12 protein-coding genes are annotated in these 20,509 nt (G+C 68.7%); 8 read left to right on the top strand and 4 right to left on the bottom strand.

Going from position 1 to position 20,509, the window contains the following annotated elements:
• Positions 1–3: 3 nt before the first annotated feature.
• Positions 4–7,842 carry a type I polyketide synthase gene (locus ABZ345_RS09665; protein WP_359844803.1) on the bottom strand — a complete coding sequence of 2,613 codons (7,839 nt, stop codon included), beginning with the start codon at positions 7,840–7,842 and terminating at the stop codon, positions 4–6.
• Between the two features lie 268 nt (positions 7,843–8,110).
• Between ABZ345_RS09665 and ABZ345_RS09660 the strand changes: the two genes are divergently transcribed.
• The 3 genes from ABZ345_RS09660 to ABZ345_RS09650 are packed head-to-tail and all read left to right on the top strand — an operon-like array spanning position 8,111 to position 12,005.
• Positions 8,111–9,133 carry an FkbO/Hyg5 family chorismatase gene (locus ABZ345_RS09660; protein ID WP_359844802.1) on the top strand — a complete coding sequence of 341 codons (1,023 nt, stop codon included), beginning with the start codon at positions 8,111–8,113 and terminating at the stop codon, positions 9,131–9,133.
• Positions 9,134–9,168: 35 nt separating this feature from the next.
• A complete protein-coding gene (locus tag ABZ345_RS09655) occupies positions 9,169–10,377 on the top strand; it encodes a 3-deoxy-7-phosphoheptulonate synthase (protein ID WP_359844800.1) in 1,209 nt (402 codons plus the stop codon).
• Positions 10,378–10,400: 23 nt separating this feature from the next.
• A complete protein-coding gene (locus ABZ345_RS09650; protein WP_359844799.1) occupies positions 10,401–12,005 on the top strand; it encodes a bifunctional 3-(3-hydroxy-phenyl)propionate/3-hydroxycinnamic acid hydroxylase in 1,605 nt (534 codons plus the stop codon).
• Between the two features lie 100 nt (positions 12,006–12,105).
• Here the strand turns inward: ABZ345_RS09650 and ABZ345_RS09645 are convergent, their stop codons facing one another.
• Positions 12,106–14,856 carry an AAA family ATPase gene (locus ABZ345_RS09645; protein WP_359844797.1) on the bottom strand — a complete coding sequence of 917 codons (2,751 nt, stop codon included), beginning with the start codon at positions 14,854–14,856 and terminating at the stop codon, positions 12,106–12,108.
• Positions 14,857–15,141: 285 nt separating this feature from the next.
• Here ABZ345_RS09645 and ABZ345_RS09640 point away from each other — a divergent pair, with 285 nt between their 5' ends.
• The 4 genes from ABZ345_RS09640 to ABZ345_RS09625 are packed head-to-tail and all read left to right on the top strand — an operon-like array spanning position 15,142 to position 18,961.
• Positions 15,142–16,515 (top strand): glycosyltransferase, encoded by a 1,374-nt coding sequence (locus ABZ345_RS09640; protein WP_359844795.1) that lies wholly within the window; start codon positions 15,142–15,144, stop codon positions 16,513–16,515.
• 7 nt (positions 16,516–16,522) lie between these two features.
• Complete coding sequence (locus tag ABZ345_RS09635; RefSeq protein ID WP_359844793.1) at positions 16,523–17,578, top strand: DegT/DnrJ/EryC1/StrS family aminotransferase; 1,056 nt, start codon at positions 16,523–16,525, stop codon at positions 17,576–17,578.
• A 1-nt stretch (position 17,579) separates the two neighbouring features.
• On the top strand, positions 17,580–18,755 hold the full coding sequence (locus ABZ345_RS09630) for a cytochrome P450 (protein WP_359844791.1): 1,176 nt from the start codon (positions 17,580–17,582) through the stop codon (positions 18,753–18,755).
• An 11-nt stretch (positions 18,756–18,766) separates the two neighbouring features.
• On the top strand, positions 18,767–18,961 hold the full coding sequence (locus ABZ345_RS09625) for a ferredoxin (protein WP_359844789.1): 195 nt from the start codon (positions 18,767–18,769) through the stop codon (positions 18,959–18,961).
• On the opposite strand, the gene ABZ345_RS09620 is transcribed toward ABZ345_RS09625, so the two are convergent.
• The gene (locus ABZ345_RS09620; RefSeq protein ID WP_359844787.1) at positions 18,958–19,662 is read right to left on the bottom strand and encodes a LysR family substrate-binding domain-containing protein; all 705 of its coding nucleotides are present in this window, start codon (positions 19,660–19,662) and stop codon (positions 18,958–18,960) included. The two genes, ABZ345_RS09625 and ABZ345_RS09620, sit on opposite strands and share 4 nt — an antisense overlap.
• A gap of 57 nt (positions 19,663–19,719) precedes the next feature.
• On the opposite strand from ABZ345_RS09620, the gene ABZ345_RS09615 reads away from it, so the two are divergent.
• The gene (locus tag ABZ345_RS09615) at positions 19,720–20,079 is read left to right on the top strand and encodes a DUF5997 family protein (protein ID WP_359844861.1); all 360 of its coding nucleotides are present in this window, start codon (positions 19,720–19,722) and stop codon (positions 20,077–20,079) included.
• 1 nt (position 20,080) lies between these two features.
• Here the strand turns inward: ABZ345_RS09615 and ABZ345_RS09610 are convergent, their stop codons facing one another.
• A complete protein-coding gene (locus tag ABZ345_RS09610; RefSeq protein WP_359844785.1) occupies positions 20,081–20,509 on the bottom strand; it encodes a hypothetical protein in 429 nt (142 codons plus the stop codon).

The following is a 20,509-nucleotide window of genomic DNA, read 5'->3' as shown; positions in this document are numbered from 1 at the left end:
CTTCTACGAGAGGTCGAGCAACTCGTCGTCGATGATGTTCAGGAGGTCCTCGACGGAGACGTTGCGGATGTCGTCGTCCGAAGTGGACACAGGCTTCTTCAAACGCCCGAGCAGCTTCTCCAGCCGCTCGCGGATCACCTCGTGGTCGTCGGAGGAAGCCGACGCCACGGCGGTCTCGAACCTGGTCAGCTCGGCCAGCGCGGAGCCGTCCACCGACGAGGACAGGCCGGACAGCAGGTGTTCGGCGACCAGACGCGGCGTCGGGTAGTCGAAGACCAGCGCGGACGGCACGGGCAGTCCGGTCGCGGACTTGAGGCGGTCGCGCATCTCCACGGCGGTCAGCGAGTCGAAACCCTGGTCGCGGAACGCTTTCTCCGCGTGGATCGACTCGACCCCGGAGTGCCCCAGCACCGCCGCGGCCTCGGAACGCACGAGGTCCAGCAGCACGCGCGACCGGTCAGCCTCGGACAACCCGGCGAGCTTCTCCTGCAACGCCAGCTCGGCACCGGCGACGTCCCCGTCCGAGGCGAGAGCGGCCACGACTTCCGGGATCGCCGAGAACAGCGGCGACGGGCGCGACGCGGTGAAGCCCGGCGCGAAACGGGCCCAGTCGGTGTTCGTGACGGTCAGCACCGTCTCGCCGTCGGACACCGCCTGCACCAACGCGGTCAACGCCAGCTCGGGGTCCATCGGCAGCACTCCGTGGCGGCGCAACTGGTCGTAGGCCTCCGGATCGGTCGCCATACCGGCCTCGGCCCACGCACCCCACTGCACGGACGTCGCCACCAGGCCCTGGCCACGGCGAAGCTGAGCCAGGCCGTCCAGGTAGGCGTTCGCGGTCGAGTACGCGGGCTGTCCGCCGCTGCCCCACGCCGCCGCGCCCGACGAGAACAGCACGAACGCGTCGAGGTTCCCGGTCAGCTCGTGCAAATGCCGCGCCGACACCATCTTGGCGCGCAACAACTCCCCGAGCTGATCAACAGTCAGATCGACCAACGGCGCGTCACCACTGTCGACCCCTGCGCAATGCACAACAGCCGTCAGATCAGGAAAACAGCTCAACAGCTCCTCGACAGCAGCGCGATCAGCGACGTCGCAGGCCTCGACCGACACCTCGGCACCGAACCCTTCGAGCTGCGCCACGAGGTGCTCGACGCCAGGAGTCAGCGGACCTCGGCGCGAGGTCAGAACGATGTGCGAGGCGCCACGAGCAGCAACGGACCGCGCCACGAAACCGCCCAGAGCACCGGTACCGCCGGTGATCAGGACCGTGCCCGAGGGCGCCCAGTCCTCGCCGTGCTCACCACGCGGCGCGGGCACCAGACGACGGGCGAAGACACCGTTGCCGCGCACCGCGATCTGGTCCTCGCCCTGCGAGTTCACCAGCGCCGCCTGCAAACCCTGCGCGATCTGGGTGTCCACGCTGCCCGGCAGGTCGATCAGCCCGCCCCACCGGCGTGGCAGCTCCAGAGCGGCCACGCGGCCCATGCCCCACAACGCTGTCTGCACCGGCGACGTCACGACGTCCCCGTGGCCCGTCGACACGGCGCCCCGCGTCACCGTCCACAACGGAGCATCGATGCCTTCCAATGCCTTCAGCAGCGACAACGTCCCGGACAACGGGTACGGCACGTCATCCGAGTCGTCCGCGACGCCCAGCAGCGACACGACGCCGGTGAACTCCCGGCCGGCCAGGGAAGCGACCTTGTCCAACGGGACCGCGACCCCGCCGAGGATCTCCACGACGTCGCGCGTCCACGTGTCCTGCTCCCCCGGCGGCACGACGACCAACCAGGACCCGAAGAACGCGCCGGACAGCGACAGCCTGGTCCACGACTCGCGGAACCGCCACGAATCCACAATGGACTGCGACCGCTGCCGAGTCCGCCACGACGACAGAGCGGGGACGACGGCGGCGGCCACCTCGGGATCGAGATCCAGCACCGAAGCCAGCTCGTCGTTCTCCACCAGCTGCCAGAACGCCGCGTCCAGCGGATCCGCCTTGCCGACCGCGACCTCGGGCTCGGGCCAGAACCGCGAACGCTGGAACGCGTAGGTGGGCAGGTCGACGCGAGCCGCGCCGGTGCCCTCGAACAGCCGGGACCAGTCCACCGGCACACCCACGACGTGCAGGCGCGCCAACGCCGACACCGCCGAAGCCTCCTCTGGCCGTTCGCGGCGCAGCACCGGCACCACAGCGGCGTCCAGCGGCACCGCGCCCGTCTCGGTCATCTCCGCCACCAGCGCCGACAGCACGCCGTCGGGGCCGAGCTCCAGGAACGCCGACACACCCTGACGGCCCAGCGCCCGCACGCCGTCGGAGAACCGCACGGCCTCACGCACGTGCCGCACCCAGTACTCGGGCGAGGTGAGTTGTTCGCGCACGGCGAGCTGCCCGGTCACGTTGGACACGACCGGGATCTGCGGCTCGGAGAACGACAGGCCCTCGACGACCGCGCGGAACTCGTCCAGCATCGGGTTCATCAAGGGCGAGTGAAACGCATGGCTCACCGTGAGACGCTTAGTCTTGCGGTCCGCGAACCGATCCACGACCGCCAGCACCGCCGCCTCGGTACCCGCGACCACCACCGAACGCGGCCCGTTCACAGCCGCCAGCGACACCTCGGGACCGAGCAGCGGCACCACTTCTTCTTCGGTGGCCTGCAGCGCGACCATCGCGCCACCGGAAGGCAGCGCCTGCATCAACCGCGACCGCGCGTCCACCAACCGGCACGCGTCCTCCAGCGAGAACACCCCGGCCACGTGCGCGGCGACGATCTCGCCGATCGAATGCCCGCCCACGAAGTCCGGCCGCACACCGAAGGAAGCGGCCAGCCGGAACAGCGCCACCTCGATCGCGAACAACGCCGGCTGCGTGTACCGGGTCGCGTTCAGCGCGTCGGCGTCGTGGCCCCACATCACGTCCCGCAGCGCCACGTCCAGGTGCTCCAGCACCGCGTCGAAAGCCGACGCGAACAACGGGAACCGCTCGTACAGCTCACGTCCCATGCCGAGCCGCTGCGACCCCTGCCCGGAGAACAGCACCGCCAGCGGCCGCTCGGACGCCACCCCGCGCGCGATCTCGACGCCGTCGAGGAGCACCGCGCGGTGCTCCAACTGCGCCCGCGTCGACACCAGCGACGCGCCGATGTCGAGAGCCGGTGCCTCGACGGCCCGGATCCGCCTGATCTGCGCGTCCAACGCCGTCGCGGACTTCGCCGACACCACCCACGGAATCGATCCCGATTGGCCGGCCCCCTGGGGGGATCCACCCCCCATCCCAATCATCTCAGGCAGGTCCGACAATTCCTGAACGCCCGGAGCCTCCAAGATCACGTGCGCGTTCGTGCCCGAGACACCGAACCCGGACACCGCCGCACGCCGTTCCCGCGGCACCGAGGGCCAAGGCTGATTCGACGTCAACAGCTCGACCCGGCCCGTCCCCCATTCGACGTGCGAGGACGGCGAGGTCACGTGCAGCGTGCGCGGCAGAACACCGTGCCGCAAGGCCATCACCATCTTGATCACGCCCGCGACACCGGCAGCGGCCTGCGTGTGGCCGAGATTCGACTTCACCGACCCCAGCCACAGCGGCCCAGGGGAATTGGATCCGGTCCGGCCCTGGCCGTAGGTCGCGAGCAACGCCTGCGCCTCGATCGGGTCGCCCAGCGTCGTGCCGGTGCCGTGCGCTTCGACCGCGTCGACGTCCGAAGTGGACAGACCGGCGGACGCAAGCGCTTGCCGGATCACTCGCTGCTGCGACGGACCGTTCGGCGCGGTCAGGCCGTTCGACGCGCCGTCCTGGTTGATCGCCGAGCCGCGCAGCACCGCCAGCACGGTGTGCCCGTTGCGGCGAGCGTCCGACAACCGTTCCAAAACCACGAGGCCGGCGCCTTCGGACCAGCCGGTGCCGTCAGCGGAATCGGAGAAAGCCTTGCAGCGGCCATCGGCGGAGAGCCCGCCCTGCCGCGAGAACTCCACGAAGGTCTGCGGCGTCGACATGATCGTCACACCACCGGCCAACGCGATCGACGACTCACCGGAACGCAACGACTGCGCCGCCCAGTGCAAGGCGACCAGCGACGACGAACAAGCCGTGTCCACGGTGACGGCCGGCCCCTGCAGACCCAGCGTGTAGGCGACGCGACCGGACACGACACTGCCCGCCGTACCGGTCGTCCAGTACCCCTCGGTCCCGGCGGGCGCGTCCAGCAGGCCGGCGCCGTAGTCGTGGTACATCACACCGGCGAACACGCCGCCGTTGGTGCCGCGCAACGACGCCGGGTCGATGCCCGCCCGTTCGAGAGCCTCCCACGACACCTCCAGCAGCAACCGCTGCTGCGGGTCCATCGCGAGAGCCTCCCGCGGTGAGATCCCGAAGAACTCCGCGTCGAAGTCGGCGGCGTCGTGCAGGAAACCGCCCGAGCGGGTGTGCGAGGCGCCGTCGAACAGCTTCTCCAGGTCCCAGTTGCGGTCTGTGGGAAACGACGACACGACGTCCGCGCCGGACATCACCAGCCGCCACAGGTCCTCCGGCGACGCCACCCCACCGGGATAACGGCAGGCCATGCCGACGATCGCGATCGGCTCGTCCGGCAACGCCCGCACGACCTCGGGCGCCACGGCCGCGCGCTCCCCCAGCAGTTCGGCCCGTAAATGACGCGCCAGCACAACAGGAGTGGGGTAGTCGAACGCGACCGGCGCGGACAGGTGCAGGCCCGTCGCCGCGGTCAGCCGGTTGCGCAGGTCGACCGCCGTGACCGAGGTCAGGCCGAGCTCGCGGAACGTCTTCTTCGACTCCGCCCGCTCGGCGCCGGTCAGCCCGAGCACGCCCGCGACCTCGGTGCGCACCAGGTTGAGCAGGAAGATGTCCTGCTCCTCCGGCGACATCGCCACCAGTCGCTGACGCAGCGCGGACAGGTCGCGCTCATCCGGCGTGGCGAGCCGCGCCGACACGTCGATCAGGCCGCGCAGCAACGCCGGCACCTCGGTCGACGACGTCTGTTCGCGGAGAGCGGCACTGTTGATCCGCATGATCACGGCCTGCGCCAGCCCCGCGGACGTCGCCACGTCGAACATCGCGGCGAACTCCTGCGTCGACAGCTCGCCCACCCGCGACGCCGTCGTCGGCGCGTCCGTCGAACCGACAGCGAGGAACGTCGCGGAAAGCTCGCGTTTGCGGCGGTAGCGGGCCAGCGCGTCCAGGAACGAGTTCGCCGCCGCCTGCTCCCCCGACCCGACCAGGCCGAGTGCGCCCGCGACCGTGCAGAGCATGACGAACGCGGTGACCTCGCCGCTCTTCGTGAGCTGGTGCAGGTTCACCGCACCATCCACAACGGACCGGAACACGTCCGCCCGAGGAACGTTCGGCGACGGTTTCGCCGGGTGCTCGCCCTCACCGTGGATGACGGCGGTGATCGGCCGCTTCAGCTTGCCCAGCACCTCGGCCAGCGCGGCGCGGTCCGCCACGTCGCAGGCCGCCACCGCGACCCGCGCACCGAGCTCCGACAGTGCGGACTCCAGGTGCGCGGTCGCCTCGTCGGCCCGGCCGCGCGAGCTGATCAGCAGCAGGTGCCGTGCACCGTACGCGGCAACGAGATGCCTGGTCAGAGCCGCGCCCATCGTGCCGTCCGCGCCGGTCACGACGACCGTGCGCTTGGGGTCGATGCGCAGCACCTCGTCGCTGTCCACGGACGCCGACACGCGCTTGAGCCGCGGCGTCAACGCGATGCCGGAGCGGATGGCCAGCTGTGGTTCGCCCGCGGCGACCGCGAGCGGCAGCACCCCGGCGGACGGGGGCAGGTCGTCGATGTCGATCAGCGTGAACCGGTTCGGGAACTCGACCTGCAACGAGCGCAGCAGCCCCCACACCGGCGCGTGCACGAGGTCGCGCACGTCCTCGACACCCGCCGCGACCGCGCCCCGGGTCAGCACGACCAGCCGGGAGTGCGCGAACCAGTCGTCGTTCACCCACGTCCGCAGCACGCCACCGACCTTGCGCAACGCCTCCTGCGCGGCCGTGGTGAGCTTGCCTCCGGTGTCCATGTCGTCCGGGCAGCACAGCACCGCCACGTCCGGGGCCGGTTCACCGTCCACAACGGACACGTGCAGCGACGCGGCGTCCACGTGCGTCGCCACGTGCACACCGGCGGACACAAGAGAAGCAGTCAGGCCGAAGGCGTCCGGGCCGACGACCGCCCAGCGCTTGGCCAGTTCGAGCGACGCCGTGCGGACCGACGACATCGGCGCCCAGTCCATGCGCAGCAACGACTCGTGCTGCCCGCCGCTCGCGGCCCGAAGCCGGGCCGGACGGTCGAGCAGCACGTGCCGCGTGATCTTGCCCGAGGTAGTGCGCGGGATGTGGTCGATCTCGTACAGCTCTTCGGGCACCTTGAAGTTCGACAGCTGCTCGCGGCAGGCGTCGTACAGGCGCACGGGATCGAGGCCCTGCTTGCCGGGCACGACGAACGCGATCGGCACCTCGCCGAGGATGTCGTGCGGCTTGCCGACCACCGCGGCGTCGGCGACGCCGGGGACCTTGAGCAGCACCTCCTCCACCTCGCCGGGGTGGATGTTCTCGCCGCCGCGGATGATGAGCTCCTTGACGCGGCCGGTGATCGTGACGTAGCCGTAGAGGTCGCGGCGCGCCAGGTCGCCCGTGCGGTACCAGCCGTTCGGCATCGCCTGCGCGGTCGCCTCCGGCTGGTTGTGGTAGCCCGTCATGAGGCTCGGGCCGCGCACCCAGACCTCGCCCTCGGCCTCCGCGTCGACGTCGACGCCGGTGTCCGGATCGACCAGCCGCACCGCGAGACCCGGCACCGGCAGGCCGCAGGAGCCGGGAACCCTGGTGCCGTGCGCCCAGTTCACCGCGATCAGGCCGCACGTCTCGGTGCTGCCGTAGCCGTCGAGCAGCGCGACACCGAACAGCGCCTCGAACTCGACGCGCAACGCCGGCGGGCACGCCGACCCCGCGGTGAGGCACCGGGTCAGCGCGCTCGACGGAACCTCGCGTGTACGCGCGACTTCCAGAAGATGGTGGTACATGGCGGGAACACCGCACATGAACGTGTAGTCGTCGCCTTCCAGCGCGGCCAGCACCTCGTCGGCCGCGAACCCGTCGAGGATGCGAGCGGTGGCGCCGACCGCCGTGACACCGACGACACACAGCACGTGCGCGAGAGAGTGGTGCAACGGCAAGGGCCACAACACCTTGTCGTCGTGGTTCAACCCGATCACCGGGGCGTAGCAGGCGGCGACCGACCACAGGCACGCGCGCTGCGTCGACAGCACGCCCTTCGGCTTGCCGGTGGTGCCGGAGGTGTAGAGCATGAACGCCACGTCGTCGAGGCCCTGGTCGTCGCGCGCGGGAACGGCCGGGTCGTTCGTGGTCAGTTCCTGGTACGACACAACGGAACTGCCGCGCGGGAGAGGTTCGTCGCCGCTGACGACCACCTTGAGATAGGGGCGGCCCGGCAGCAGCTTGCGGACCTGGTCCAGGTGCGCGAAGTCGGTGATCACGACGCGGGCGCCGCTGTCGTCCAGCACGTAGGCGAGCTCGGCGTCGGCGGAATGCGGGTTGAACGGCACCGCGACCGCGTTCGCGCGCGTGACACCCAGGTAGCTCTCGATGATGTCGACGCTGTTGCCCAGGAAGATCAGCGCACGGTCACCCGGTTGCAGCCGCAGTTCGGCGAGGTGCCCGCCGAGCCGTCCGGTGCGCTTCTCCAGCTCCGCGTACGTGACCGTGCGCCGCGAGTCCGCGAACGCGACCTTCTCCGGGACGTTGGCCGCGTGGTATCGCAGCAGGTCGGACAACGGCCGGATCAGTTCGGTTCGAAACATCCCGACGGCGCTCCCTAATTACTGGCGACGTGGCTTGCACCTCGAGCGATGCTAGCCTCGGCATCATCGGTCCAGTAAGTAGGAAATCCCCTAGCACCCCCCTAGGACCCCCCTATCATCCCGCCCGAAAGTGCTTTCCCCGGCGGAGCAGTTTTGCGGAGCGCGCCCAGTGGCTAATCTTTGATCACCGGCCCGGAAGAGAAGCTCGAAACAAAAGCCCGATCTCATTCCGCAAAACGTTTCACCTACTCCTCGGAGGGGCATTCCCATGACTCAGGCGCAGCAGAAGGTGAACCTCCCCAGCTCGGTGTTCACCGGCCTGACCGAAGTCAGCAACGTCGCGGCCACCGGAAACGTTCTCGGAGTCATCAACTACACCACCGAGTGCACCGACCCGCGCGTGGAGAATGGTCTTCTGACGCTGGACCTGCACATGGCGGCCGACCTCGGCGAGGCATTCGCGGAGGTGTGGACGACCGGGCGCGAGGTCGAGACCGGGGAGCACCACGGCGTCGTTTACGCCCACGACGGCGAGTACCTCCTCGTCGCGGGCCGCATCGCCCCGACCGGCCGCTACACCGAGGACACCCGCGTGGCCTACGTCGCGGCGCTGGACCTGATGGACACCCTCGGCTACAAGAACTGCTTCCGCATGTGGAACTTCATCAACGACATCAACGCGGACAACACCGAGGGTCTCGAGATCTACCGGGACTTCTGCAAGGGCCGCGCGGAGGCGTTCGAACTCTTCCACTTCGGTGACAAGGAGGTGCCGAGCGCGACCGGAATCGGGTCGCAGGGCGGCGGGATCGCGTTCTACTTCCTGGCCTCCCGCTCCGCCGCGCTGACGTCGGTGGAGAACTCCAAGCAGATGGCCGCCTACCACTACCCGAGGCAGTACGGCCCGCGCCCGCCCAAGTTCGCGCGGGCCACCTACCTCGCCGCCACGCACACCGACCGCAGGTCAGGGCAGATCTACGTGGCCGGGACGGCCAGCATCCGCGGGCACGAGACCCTGCACGACGGCGACATCGCCGCGCAGGTGAAGTTGTCACTCGACAACATCGAGCACCTCATTTCCGACGAGAACCTGGCGGACTACGAGATCACGCAGGGCAATTCCTTGCTGAACCTCGACAACATCAAGGTCTACGTCCGTCACCGGTCCGACATCCCCGTCGTCCGCGCGATGTGCGAAGAGCGTTTCTCCCCGAACGCCCGCGTCCAGTACCTGAACGTCGACGTCTGCCGTGCCGATCTCCTCGTGGAGATCGAGGGCATCGTCGCCTGAAACGTCCAGCCGAACCAGAAACAGGAGTGAGCACAATGCCACAGACGGTGAAGCTGACGGAGTTCACGTACACGCAGACCGCCGCCCCGTGGATGACGTTGCCGGCCACGCAGCAGCCCCACTGGCACCACCACCCCGAGTACGACCTGATCGAGGCGGAACTGTCCGGTGCACTCCCCCTGGTCGCACATTCCGAAATTCGCGAGGCGAAGCGCGCGCTCGGTCTCGCCGCGCTCGGTGAGGCGCGCGTGCTGCAGCTCGGCGACTGCGCGGAGTCCTTTTCCGACGTGGATCCGCTGACAACTTCCCGAAAGGTACGGAACATCCAGCGCGTGGCCGCCCGCATGGCGGAACGGTCGGGTCAGGAGGTGGCACGTTTCGGACGGATGGCGGGCCAGTACGCTAAACCTCGTTCGAGCAACTTCGAAACTGTCGGCGGGATCGACGTGCCGTCGTTCCGGGGTGAGCTGGTCAATTCGTTCGAGGCCGACAATGTCGCCCGCCAGCACGACCCCGAGCGAATGCTTCAGGCCTACGACGCTTCTTCCGCCGTTATCCGAGAAGTGCGCGCCCATTGGGCGGGAAGTGCCGAGGAACTCTCCGGTGGACCGTGGGTAGCTCACGAGGCATTGGTGCTGGATTACGAGAACGCGCTCATCCGCACGGACGAGCGCACCGGCGAGCAGTTCCTCACCTCGACGCACTTCCCGTGGATCGGCGAGCGCACCCGCCAGCTCGACCACGCGCACGTCTCGATGTTCTCCGCGATCTCGAACCCGATCGGCGTGAAGGTCGGCCCGACCGCGGACCCGGAGACCGTCGTCCGCCTGTGCCAGCTGCTCGACCCGCACCACACGCCGGGCCGGCTGACGTTGATCATCCGCATGGGCCGTGAGGACATCCACGTCGCGCTGGCGCCGATCGTGCGGGCCGTGCAGCGCGCCGGCCACCCCGTCGTCTGGATCTCGGATCCCATGCACGGCAACACGGTCAGCACCGAGACTGGGCGAAAGACTCGACTTGTCTCCCATATCATCGAGGAGGCCACGGCGTTCCGGCACATCCTCGAGACCGAGGGCGCGCACGCGGCAGGCCTGCACCTGGAAGCGGCCGCGACCGACGTGACGGAGTGCGTCGGCGGGCCTGTCCCCGACGAGAAGGCTCTCTCCGAGCGCTACGAGACCCTCTGCGACCCGCGGTTGAACCCCGAACAGGCGCTCGGAGTGATCGACTCGTTCTTCTGATCCCTTCGCAGACAGGGAAACCGATGGCGTCTCCTTCCTCGGCCGACCGGGCCGCAGCTCTGACCGCCGACGTGGCGGTCGTCGGCTGCGGCCCGGTCGGCCTCGTTCTGTCCATCCTCCTGGCGCACAAGGGATGGCGGGTCGTCATCCTGGAGAAGTACCGCGGCCAGTACCCGTTCCCGCGCGTCGTGGCGTTCGACGGCGAGACCGCGCGCTCGTTCGCCTCGGCCGGCATCGGCGCTCAGTTGATGGAGCTCGGCGAACCCCTGGGGCAGTACATGTTCCAGAACGCCGAGGGCCGCGAGCTGTTCTCGTTCGAGGCGCCGTACGAGCCGGGCCGTGACGGCTGGCCGATCGCGACCGTGATGCACCAGCCGACGTTCGAACGTGCGCTGCGCGAGCACGTGCTGACCTTGCCGAACATCACCACGTTGTTCGGGCACAAGGTGGAGGCGATCACTGATCACGGCTCTCACGTGTCGCTGACCGCTCCGGGGCCTGATGTCTCCGGTGACGTCACGGCTTCCTGGGTGATCGGCTGCGACGGCGCGAACAGCTTCGTGCGCGACGTCATGGGCACGCGCATGATCGACCTGAACTTCAAGCACGACTGGCTGCTGGTCGACGTCGTCTTCCACGAGAAGCGCGCGTTCCGCCCCAACGACGTGCAGGTGTGCGACCCGGCCCGCCCGACGACGATCGTCGCGTCCGGGCGCGGGCACCGGCGGTGGGAGTTCATGCGGCTGCCCGGCGAGTCGATCGAAGAGATGTCCACTGTGGAGCGCATGTGGGAGCTTCTCGCGCCGTACGACGTCACGCCCGCCAATGCCGACCTGACGCGCAACATCGTCTACACGTTCCAAGCCGCGATGGCCGACAAGTGGCGAAACGGACGTCTTCTGCTCGCCGGGGATTCCGCGCACCTGATGCCGCCCTTTGCCGGGCAGGGCATGTGTTCCGGTATCCGCGATGCCGCCAACCTGGCGTGGAAGCTCGATCTCGTGCTGCGGGAGCTCGCTTCCGACGCCCTGCTGGACGCTTACCCGGCCGAGCGCGCCGTGCAGGTGCGGCACACGATCGAGATGTCCATCGAGGTGGGCAAGATCGTGTCCGAGCTCGACCCCGTCGCCGCCGCTCGCCGCGACGCGTTCCTGATGGCGATGCAGGCCAAGCCCGAGGGAGTCGACCTGGCTCCTTCGGCTTACGCGCTGGAGGACGGTGTTGTCCGCCGCGGTACCGACGGGATTTCGTTGCCGGACGGTGAACTGTCACCGCAGGGTGTGGTGGCGCGCGGAACCGTGCGGGACCGGTTCGACGAGGTCGTGGGGCGCGGCTGGCAGCTGATCACCACGCTGGATCCCTACGAGGCGCTGGGTGAGGACGAGCTCGAGTTCCTCAAGACGCTGGGCGCGCAGCTGGTTCGGATGATGCCTGCCGGGATTCCGCCGAAGATCGCTCGCGCGCACGAGGTCGTGGACGTGGAGCGGTTGTACCTGCCGTGGCTCGCCGGGCACAGGAAGGTGGCGGCGCTGGTGCGGCCGGACTACTACGTGTTCGGGTTCGCGAAGGACCGCGCCGACCTGCCTCAGCTGGTGCGCGATCTGAAGGACCAGCTGCCGCTGCTCTGACCGCAGCGCTGACCGCCGAGCTGACGCAGGGGTCCCCCGGCCAGGGGTACCCCTGCTTTCAATTGTCCCAGCCGGGTCTGACAGTCCGCGTTGCCGCAGGTCAGGCCGTGCTCGGCAGGTACGAGTGCAGATCCGCCGGCAGGTCCTTCCGGTACTTCACCTTGAGCTTCCGGTACACCCTCGTGAGATGCTGCTCGATCGTCGAAGGCGTGATGTACAGCTTCGACGCGATCTCCCGGTTCGTGTACCCGACAGCCGCCAAAGCAGCCACCCGCCGCTCAGCGTCCGTCAAAGTGGCGATCGGATCGACGGGCTTCTCCTCCGCCGGCGCGTCCTCCGCGTCAGCCTTGCCCCGCGAGGGCAGCAACTCCTCGCACAACTCGGCCGCGTCACACACGTTCGCGACGTGCCAGGCCCGGCGCGCCACCGTCCACGCCCGCCGATGCTCCCGCAAAGCCTGATGCGCCTTGGACAGGTCGGCCAGGGCACGGGCGAGCTCGTACTGGTCCCCGTACTCCTCCAGCACGACCACCGCGTCCTGCAACAGCTGCGGCCTGTTGTGCGGCTGGTTGGTGGCGGCCAGCAACCGCAACGCCACCCCGCGAGTTCGAGTCCCCTCAGGTCCCAGCCGCGCCAGCTGTTCGTTGATCAGCCGCTTCGCCTCGTCCCGGTTCGCGCCGTGCAGCAGCCAGGCCTCCGCCGCCGACGTCCGCCACGGCACCACGCCCGGCTGGTCCACGCCCCAGGACGTCATCAGCTCGCCACAGGAAAGGAAATCCGCCAGCGCCGCGTAGTGCCGCGACGTGGCCAGGTAGTGGTGCCCGCGCGCGTACAGGTAGTGCAACCCGTACCGCGACTGGAACATCGCCTCGGGCACCGGCTGCTCCAGGAACGTGGCCGCGTCGTCGTGCCGTCCCATCTTCGTGGCCGCGTTGATCAGGATCCCCAGCGGCATCCCCAGGGCCACACCCCACCCACCGGCGGGCATGAAGTCGAGAGCGTTCTGTGCGTGCTCGAAAGACGAAGTCAGGTCGCCGCGCCGCAACGACACCTCGGCCCGCACGCACGAGAAGAACGCCCGTGCTACACCGAGGTTCTTGACCCGTGCCTCTTCCAGCAGCCGGTCGCACCACTGCGCGGCCACGTCGAGCCGGTCCGCGTACACCAGGGCCTGCAACGCCAGCATCGCCGACTCCGGGCCCCACGACCCGCTGTCGGACGGCCGGGCGGCTTGCAGCACGTGCTCGGCGTCGGTCGCCGACGCGTCGCTGGGCCCGTAGGTCAGCACGTTCGCCAACGCGGTGACGGCCTTGATCATCGGGCCGGACGTCAGGCTCACCATCCGGGTCTTCGGCGACTCCGGTGCGGTCGTGGTGCGCCGGGCCAGCGTCGGGTGCGAGCACGCGAGCCACAGCTCCATCGCCCGCAGCCCGGTGCTCGACGTCGCGGCGCGCCGCACCCGTTCCAGCGCCTCGGTGGCCTCGTCGACCTGGCAGTTCCACAGCATCGGCTGCACGAGTGAGTTCACGTCGCGGTCCGACAGCTGTCCCGCCCGCATCGCCGGCACCACCGTGGCCAGCCGGCGTCCTGCCGCGGACGGGTTGACCCGCCACTCCACCCGCACGAGCTTGGCCGCGATCGCCGCCCGCCCGTGCACCTCGACGCACGCCCGGTGCGCCAGTTCCAGATACCGCAACGCCGTGTCGATCTGCTCGTCGCGAAGAGCGTGCTCGGCGGCCTCTTCGAAGACCGGCACCATCCACGGGTTCTCGGAGTGGTCCGCCATCACCAGGTAGGGAGCGACCTCGGTGGCGGGCGCGCCCTCGTCGTGCAGCAGCAGAGCCGCCCCGAGGTACATCTCCTTGCGGTCCTGGGCAGACAGGTCGTCCAGCACGGCACCGCGGGCGGCGGGGTCGCGGAACCAGCCGTCGTGCAGCAACCCGGCCTCGTTCATGACGTCCAGCGCGGACGCGACCGTCTCGGTGTCGGCGCGGGCCAGGCGTCCCAACGACTCCCGCGTCGCGCCCTCGCCCGTCACGGCCAGGGCACGGGCGACCGGCAGCACGTGGTGATCAGAGCGGTGCAGGCAGCTGACCAGGGCACGCCGGTAGCTCGGCCCGATGACCAGGCCGCCGTCGTCGCGCGGCTTGCACAACCGTTGGTCGTCGAGCAAGGACCGCACGAGCAACGGGTTTCCTCCCGTCAGCACCATCGCGTCCTCGGCATGCGGCTGCGTCTCGAAGATCTCGTCCAACGCACCCAGCGGCGCCAGCTGGACGTCGCGGCAGTGCGGGTGCCGCAACAGCTCGGTGTGCAAAGCCGTGTGGGCCGCCCGCGGCGACGCGGTCTCGCTCAGCATCAGCAGCACCTTGACCTGACCGAGCCGCCGGATCAGGTACAGCAACCAGTGCAGCGACGACGAGTCGGCGTGCTGCACGTCGTCGATGCCGATCACCAGCGGCGTCTCGGCCGTCAGGTCCATCAACGCGATGCACAACGCGTGCAACTGCCGTGCCGAAGGACCGTCGGCGGATCGCGCGGCCGCGTCGAGCAGCTCGCCGACCTCGTCGGGTGCGTCCAGGGGGTGGAAGATCTGGCCCACCACACCGAAAGGCAGGTCGCGCTCGAACGCCGAGCAGGTCGCCTTCACGAAGTTGACGCCGCAGGCCTCGCCAAACGCGTGCAGCAGCTCGGTCTTCCCGCTCGCCACCGGACCCGTGAGCAGCGCGACCCTTCCGGATCCTGACAGAGAGTCCGTCAACAGTGTCTCCAGGGCCGCCCACTGGTCGTCGCGCTCGATGAGACCCGCGCGTCGTGCCCTGCTCATGCTGTTGTCGGACGTCCCGGTCATGATGATGTACCTCTCGCCAGGAAGCCGCCGTGCCGCAACGCGGTGAGTGGTGATGAGGCGCCACCGCGTGTCCCCCAGGATCGCGGGCACGACGAGTCGACACCGAGGGTGTCAGCTGAGCACGTCCTCAGGAAAACGATACGTGCCAGTTCTAGGTGTTCTCCTGGACCTGGGGTGCGTTGCAACACTAGGGCTTCTTCTGGAGAAGACTGTCTCCCCGGGACACACCACCGCGCCGTCCGGCAGGCTCGCCGTCATTAGGCGTCAGCCCGAAGGGTGAAGTCCATGAGCCAGCGGCCGATCCTGTTCGTCAGTCTGCCGGAGAGCGGCCTGCTGAACCCGATGCTCGTGCTAGCGGAGGAACTGTCGCGCCGCGGTGTCGAGAACCTGTGGTTCGCCACGGACGACAAGGGCCGCGAGGAGGTCGAGGCCGCCGCGGTCGGCTCGCCGATCGAGTTCTTCTCGCTGGGTGAGGTGATCCCCGAGATGTCGTCGGTGACGTGGCCCGACGACATCTACGCGAAGGTGACGCAGCGCTCGCGGTTCAAGGCCCGCAAAGCCGTCATCGAACAGACACATCGGCCCTTGCTGCGCATCCCCAAGTACCGCAGGCTTTCCGAGCTCGTCGACGAGATCGAGCCCGCGCTGATGATCGTCGAGTCGATGTGCATGTTCGGTTACGAGGTCGCGATCACCAAGGGAATCCCTTACGTGATCAGCAATCCGTTCGTGCCGTCGAACCTCGTGACGTCCGCGGTGCCGATCGGCCCGTCCTACACGCCGAAGGACTTCCCGCGCCCGCACACCGGCCTGCCCGCGGACATGACGTTGACCCAGCGCTGGGCCAACAGGCTCTTCGGGTGGCGCACGCTCGCGATGGCGTTCTCGAAGCAGAACAAGGAACGCAACGCGGAGAACGAGAAGGTCGTCGCCGAGCTCGGCATCTCCCCCGAGGCGCGCGGCCAGTTCGCACGGGTCGAGAAGTCCGAGCTGGTGCTGTGCTACTCGATCCCGGAGATGGACTACGAGTTCGACATCCCGGACAAGATCCGCACGGTCGGCGCGCTGGTGCCGCCGCTGCCCCAGGCCGAGCCGGGTGCGCTGGGCGAGTGGCTGGACGCGCAGAAGTCCGTGGTCTACATGGGTTTCGGCACGATCACCCGGCTGACCCGCGACCAGGTCGAGGCGTTCGTGCAGGTCGCGTACCGGCTGGAGGGCAAGCACTCGATCCTCTGGAAGCTGCCGCGAGACCAGCAGAAGTTCCTGCCGGCCACGCTGCCGCCGAACCTGCGCGTCGAGACGTGGGTACCTTCGCAACTCGACGTGCTGGCACACCCGAGCGTCAAGCTGTTCTTCACGCATGCGGGCGGAAACGCTTATACCGAAAGCATCTACTTCGGCAAACCGATGGTGTCGCGGCCGCTCTGGGTCGACTGCTACGACCAGGCCGTGCGCGCCACGAGCTTCGGTGTGGGGCTGACGCTGGACAAGCCGCACACCGTCGACCCGCGGGACGTCGTGGACAAGCTCACCCGCGTCCTGGACGACCCGGAGTTCCGCGAGAACGCCGAGCGCCTCGCCGCGCTCCAGCACGCCGCCGGTGGCCGCAAGACCGCCGCGGACCTGATCCTGTCCCTGCCCGCGCTCGCCTCGAAGTGAGTTGATGATGAGCTACCGCTACCCCGTGTCGATGCCTTCGCTGCGCGGCAACGAGCTCGAGTACACGACGAAGGCCGTGACGGACGGCTGGATCTCCTCGCAGGGCCCGTACGTGCCGCAGTTCGAGGAGGCTTTCGCGGCCTACAACGGTGTCCGGCACGGCGTCGCCTGCTCGTCCGGCACGACAGCGCTGACGCTCGCGTTGCGCGCGCTGGGAGTCGGGCCGGGCGACGAGGTCATCGTGCCCGAGTTCACGATGATCGCCTCGGCGTGGGCCGTGACCTACACCGGTGCGACGCCCGTGTTCGTGGACTGCGGCGACGACCTGAACATCGACGTCACCAAGATCGAGGAGAAGCTCACCCCGCGCACCAAGGTGATCATGCCGGTGCACGTCTACGGCCGCCAGTGCGACATGGAGCCGATCCTCGAACTCGCCTACGAGTACAACCTGCGGGTCGTCGAGGACTCCGCGGAGGCGCACGGCGTCAAGCCGACCGGGGACATCGCGGCGTTCTCGCTGTTCGCCAACAAGATCATCACTTCGGGCGAGGGCGGCATCTGCGTCACCAACGACCCGCACCTGGCCCGGCAGATGGCACACCTGCGCGGCATGGCGTTCACCAGAGACCACAGCTTCCTGCACAAGAAACTCGCCTACAACTTCCGCATGACCAACCTGCAGGCGGCGGTCGCGCTCGCGCAGACCGAACGCCTCGACGAGATCATCGCGACGCGCGCCCAGATCGAGAAGCGGTACGACGAGGGCCTGCGGGGCATCGAAGGCATCGCTCTCATGCCGCCGCGCGACGTGTTGTGGATGTACGACCTGCGCGCGGAACGCCGTGAGGAGCTCATGAGGTTCCTCGCGGAGAAGGGGGTCGAGACCCGGCTCTTCTTCAAGCCGATGAGCAGGCAGCCCGGCTATCTCGACCCGGTGTGGCCGTCGCTGAACGCGAACCGGTTCGCCGAGGACGGGCTCTACCTCCCCACCCACGCCGAGCTGACCGAAGACGACCAGGACTACATCGTGGGGCAAGTCCGCCAGTTCTACGAGGTATGACATGACGAGCACTGACGCCGACCTAGTCCCGTTCATGATGCGCCGCCCCGGCGCGCCCTTCCCTCCCCCCGAGTACGAGGAGTTCCGCACCAAGCCCGGCCTGGTGAAGGCCGCGCTGCCGTCCGGTGAGATCGTCTGGCTGGTCACGAGGCACGAGGAGGTGCGCGCGGTGCTCACCGACCCGCGCATCAGCTCGAACCCGAACCACGCCGGCTTTCCACGTCCGTCACGCACCGTGGGCGCGCCGTCCGCGGACGACGTGCCCGGCTGGTTCGTGTCGCTGGACCCGCCCGACCACAACAGGTTCCGCAAGGCGCTGATCCCCGAGTTCACGGTGCGCCGCATCCGGTCACTGCGCCCGGCGGTCGAGGAAATCGTCGACCGTGCAATCGACCAGATGCTGGCGAACGGCAACACCGCCGAACTCGTCGAGGACTTTTCGCTGACAGTGCCGTCGCTCGTGATCTCCTCCCTGCTGGGAGTGCCCAAAGTGGACCGCGACTTCTTCGAGGAGAAGACGAAGGTCCTGGTGACGCTGAAGTCGACCGACGAGGAACGGGACAAGGCGTCCGAACACCTGCTCCGCTACATCAACAGGCTGATCACGATCAAGTCCAAGCGCCCCGGCGACGATCTGATCAGCAGGCTTCTCCAGTGCGGTCTGCTGACGCCCCAAGAGCTTTCCGGCGTCTCGATGCTGCTGCTCATCGCGGGTCACGAGACGACTGCGAACAACATCTCGCTCGGCGTCGTCACGTTGCTGCAGCAGAAGCAGTGGATCGACGAGGACGGCATGATCGAGGAACTGCTGCGCTACCACTCGGTGGCCGATCTGGTGGCGTTGCGCGTGGCGATCGAGGACGTGGCGATCGGCGGGCAGCTCGTCCGCGAGGGCGAGGGGATCGTGCCGCTCGTGGCCGGCGCGAACCACGACCCGGAGATGTTCGAACGGCCGCACGAGTTCGACCCGTCCCGCTCGGCAACGGGACATGTCGCGTTCGGGTACGGCGTGCACCAGTGCCTCGGCCAGAACCTGGTGCGGCTGGAGATGGACGTCGCCTACCGCGGCCTGTTCCGGCGGATCCCGGCCCTCGAGGTCGCGGTTCCGCTGGAAGAACTGCAGTTCAAGTACGACGGAGTCCTCTTCGGACTCCACGCACTCCCCGTGCGTTGGTAGAAAGGGACGTCATGGCTCGGATCAGTGTGGACACCGGCAAGTGCATCGGCTCGGCTCAGTGCGTGCTGGCCGCGCCGGACGTGTTCGACCAGGACGACGACGGGTTCGTCACCCTGCTCGACGACAGCCCGTCAGGTGAGGCGGAGACGTCCGCGCGCACTGCTCGGGGCATCTGCCCGGCGCAGGCGATCACCGTCCACGACTAGCGGCCGCCGCGGCGGGGTTTCGCGCGCTTGGCGGGCTGCTTCTTCTGCTGAGGCGCCGGGCCCCGTCGCTGCTGCTGCTTGGGTGCTTGCTTCTTGACCGGCTCCGGGCCGCGGGTGCTGTTGACCGTGCGGCCACGGACGATGCCGATCATGTGCTCGACCAGCTCGGGGTTCTCGTCGCGGATCGGGAACGCGAGCGCCACCCGTGACTGCGGGGCGTCGCTCAGCGGCACGTACTTGAGGTCCTTGCGGTGGTGCAGCCGCGCGAGCGACTGCGGCACGACCAGCAGGCCCACACCGGCGGCGACGAGCTCGATCGCGTCCGCGGTGGTCTGCGGCCGTTCGACGGGCGGCTGACCAGGCATCGCGTCCCAGTCGAGAGGGTCGTCGAGCGGCTGCCACAGGACGTGCGGCTTCAGGTCCTCAAGGGACAGTTCGTCGGCCGCCGCGAACTCGTGGTCCTTGGGGAACACGACGACGCTGACCTCGGTGTAGAGCGGGATCGCGTGCAGGTCCTCGCGGTCGCCGGGCAGCCTGAGCAGCGCGGCGTCGGCCTCGCCGGACCGCACTTTGCCAGCGGCTTCGGCGATGGTCACCTGTACGAGGGTGAGCTCGGTCTCCGGCAGGCGTTCCTGCCAGACCCGTGCCCACTTGCCCGGCGTCACACCTGGGACGAACGCGAGCGTGAACGATCCGGTCACGTGCTGAGGCTACCGGACGAGCCGGTTACTCTTTCTCGCATGAAGTCGCAGCAGACCATGAAGCCCGCCACCGCCGCCAAGAAGCTCGGCGTGTACCTCGAGGCCACGCCCGAGGAGTTCCAGGCGGGGGTCGTGTCGCGCGACGAGCTGAACGAGCTGCAGGCCAACCCGCCGCAGTGGCTGGCGGACCTGCGCCGCAACGGCCCGCACCCCAAGCAGCTCATCGCGCAGAAGCTGGGCATCTCGACGTCGGCCCTGGTACGCGCCGGCATCACCGAGGCGCTCACCACCGACCAGATCAACGCGATCAAGGACGAGAACCCGGACTGGCTGGTCCACGAGCGCACCACGTACAAGGAGTTCAAGGCCGAGGAGGCGCGCCTCGCGGAGAAGGCGCGCCTCGACGAGCAGGAGTGACTCAGCAGCGCTGTTCGGTCTCGCCCGCCCAGGTCACGTCGCCGCCGACGCCGGCCGCGCCGTAGCCCCTGGTGCACTTGTCGACGGTGGCGAGACCGTCGGACCACACCTCGCGGTCGTTCGCGCGGTCGACGTTGTAGCCCTTGAGGACACCCTCGACGTAGAGGCCGGCGCCCGCGGTGAAGCCGCGGTGCGTGCTCGCCCACGATTCCCAGACCCAGGTGTAGCCGTAGTTCTTGTTGCAGCCGAGGAACTGCTTGATCGACATCACGGTGTTGCCGTGGTTGTCCTTGACCTGCTTGGTCGCGCCGATCTGCGTGACGCGCGCGCAGCCCGGTGCTGTCTCGGCCATCGCCGGGGTGCCGCCCAGCAGCGCGATACCGGCGGCCAGTCCGACGGTGAGCACGACGCTCTTCAACTTCGTTGCCAT

Origin of the sequence: Lentzea sp. NPDC005914, from assembly GCF_040629405.1 — a bacterium.
In the GTDB taxonomy this organism is placed as follows: Bacteria; Actinomycetota; Actinomycetes; order Mycobacteriales; family Pseudonocardiaceae; genus Lentzea.
The sequence above is the reverse complement of the archived record's forward strand: the minus strand, read 5'-3'. Positions and strand labels throughout refer to the sequence as shown.

What these genes read in the sequence shown, in the direction of transcription:
- ABZ345_RS09665 (WP_359844803.1), bottom strand. Translation starts at nt 7,842, where the DNA reads ATGTTTCGAACCGAACTGATCCGGCCGTTGTCCGACCTGCTGCGATAC.
- ABZ345_RS09660 (WP_359844802.1), top strand. Translation starts at nt 8,111, where the DNA reads ATGACTCAGGCGCAGCAGAAGGTGAACCTCCCCAGCTCGGTGTTCACC.
- ABZ345_RS09655 (WP_359844800.1), top strand. Translation starts at nt 9,169, where the DNA reads ATGCCACAGACGGTGAAGCTGACGGAGTTCACGTACACGCAGACCGCC.
- ABZ345_RS09650 (WP_359844799.1), top strand. Translation starts at nt 10,401, where the DNA reads ATGGCGTCTCCTTCCTCGGCCGACCGGGCCGCAGCTCTGACCGCCGAC.
- ABZ345_RS09645 (WP_359844797.1), bottom strand. Translation starts at nt 14,856, where the DNA reads ATGACCGGGACGTCCGACAACAGCATGAGCAGGGCACGACGCGCGGGT.
- ABZ345_RS09640 (WP_359844795.1), top strand. Translation starts at nt 15,142, where the DNA reads ATGAGCCAGCGGCCGATCCTGTTCGTCAGTCTGCCGGAGAGCGGCCTG.
- ABZ345_RS09635 (WP_359844793.1), top strand. Translation starts at nt 16,523, where the DNA reads ATGAGCTACCGCTACCCCGTGTCGATGCCTTCGCTGCGCGGCAACGAG.
- ABZ345_RS09630 (WP_359844791.1), top strand. Translation starts at nt 17,580, where the DNA reads ATGACGAGCACTGACGCCGACCTAGTCCCGTTCATGATGCGCCGCCCC.
- ABZ345_RS09625 (WP_359844789.1), top strand. Translation starts at nt 18,767, where the DNA reads ATGGCTCGGATCAGTGTGGACACCGGCAAGTGCATCGGCTCGGCTCAG.
- ABZ345_RS09615 (WP_359844861.1), top strand. Translation starts at nt 19,720, where the DNA reads ATGAAGCCCGCCACCGCCGCCAAGAAGCTCGGCGTGTACCTCGAGGCC.
- ABZ345_RS09610 (WP_359844785.1), bottom strand. Translation starts at nt 20,509, where the DNA reads ATGGCAACGAAGTTGAAGAGCGTCGTGCTCACCGTCGGACTGGCCGCC.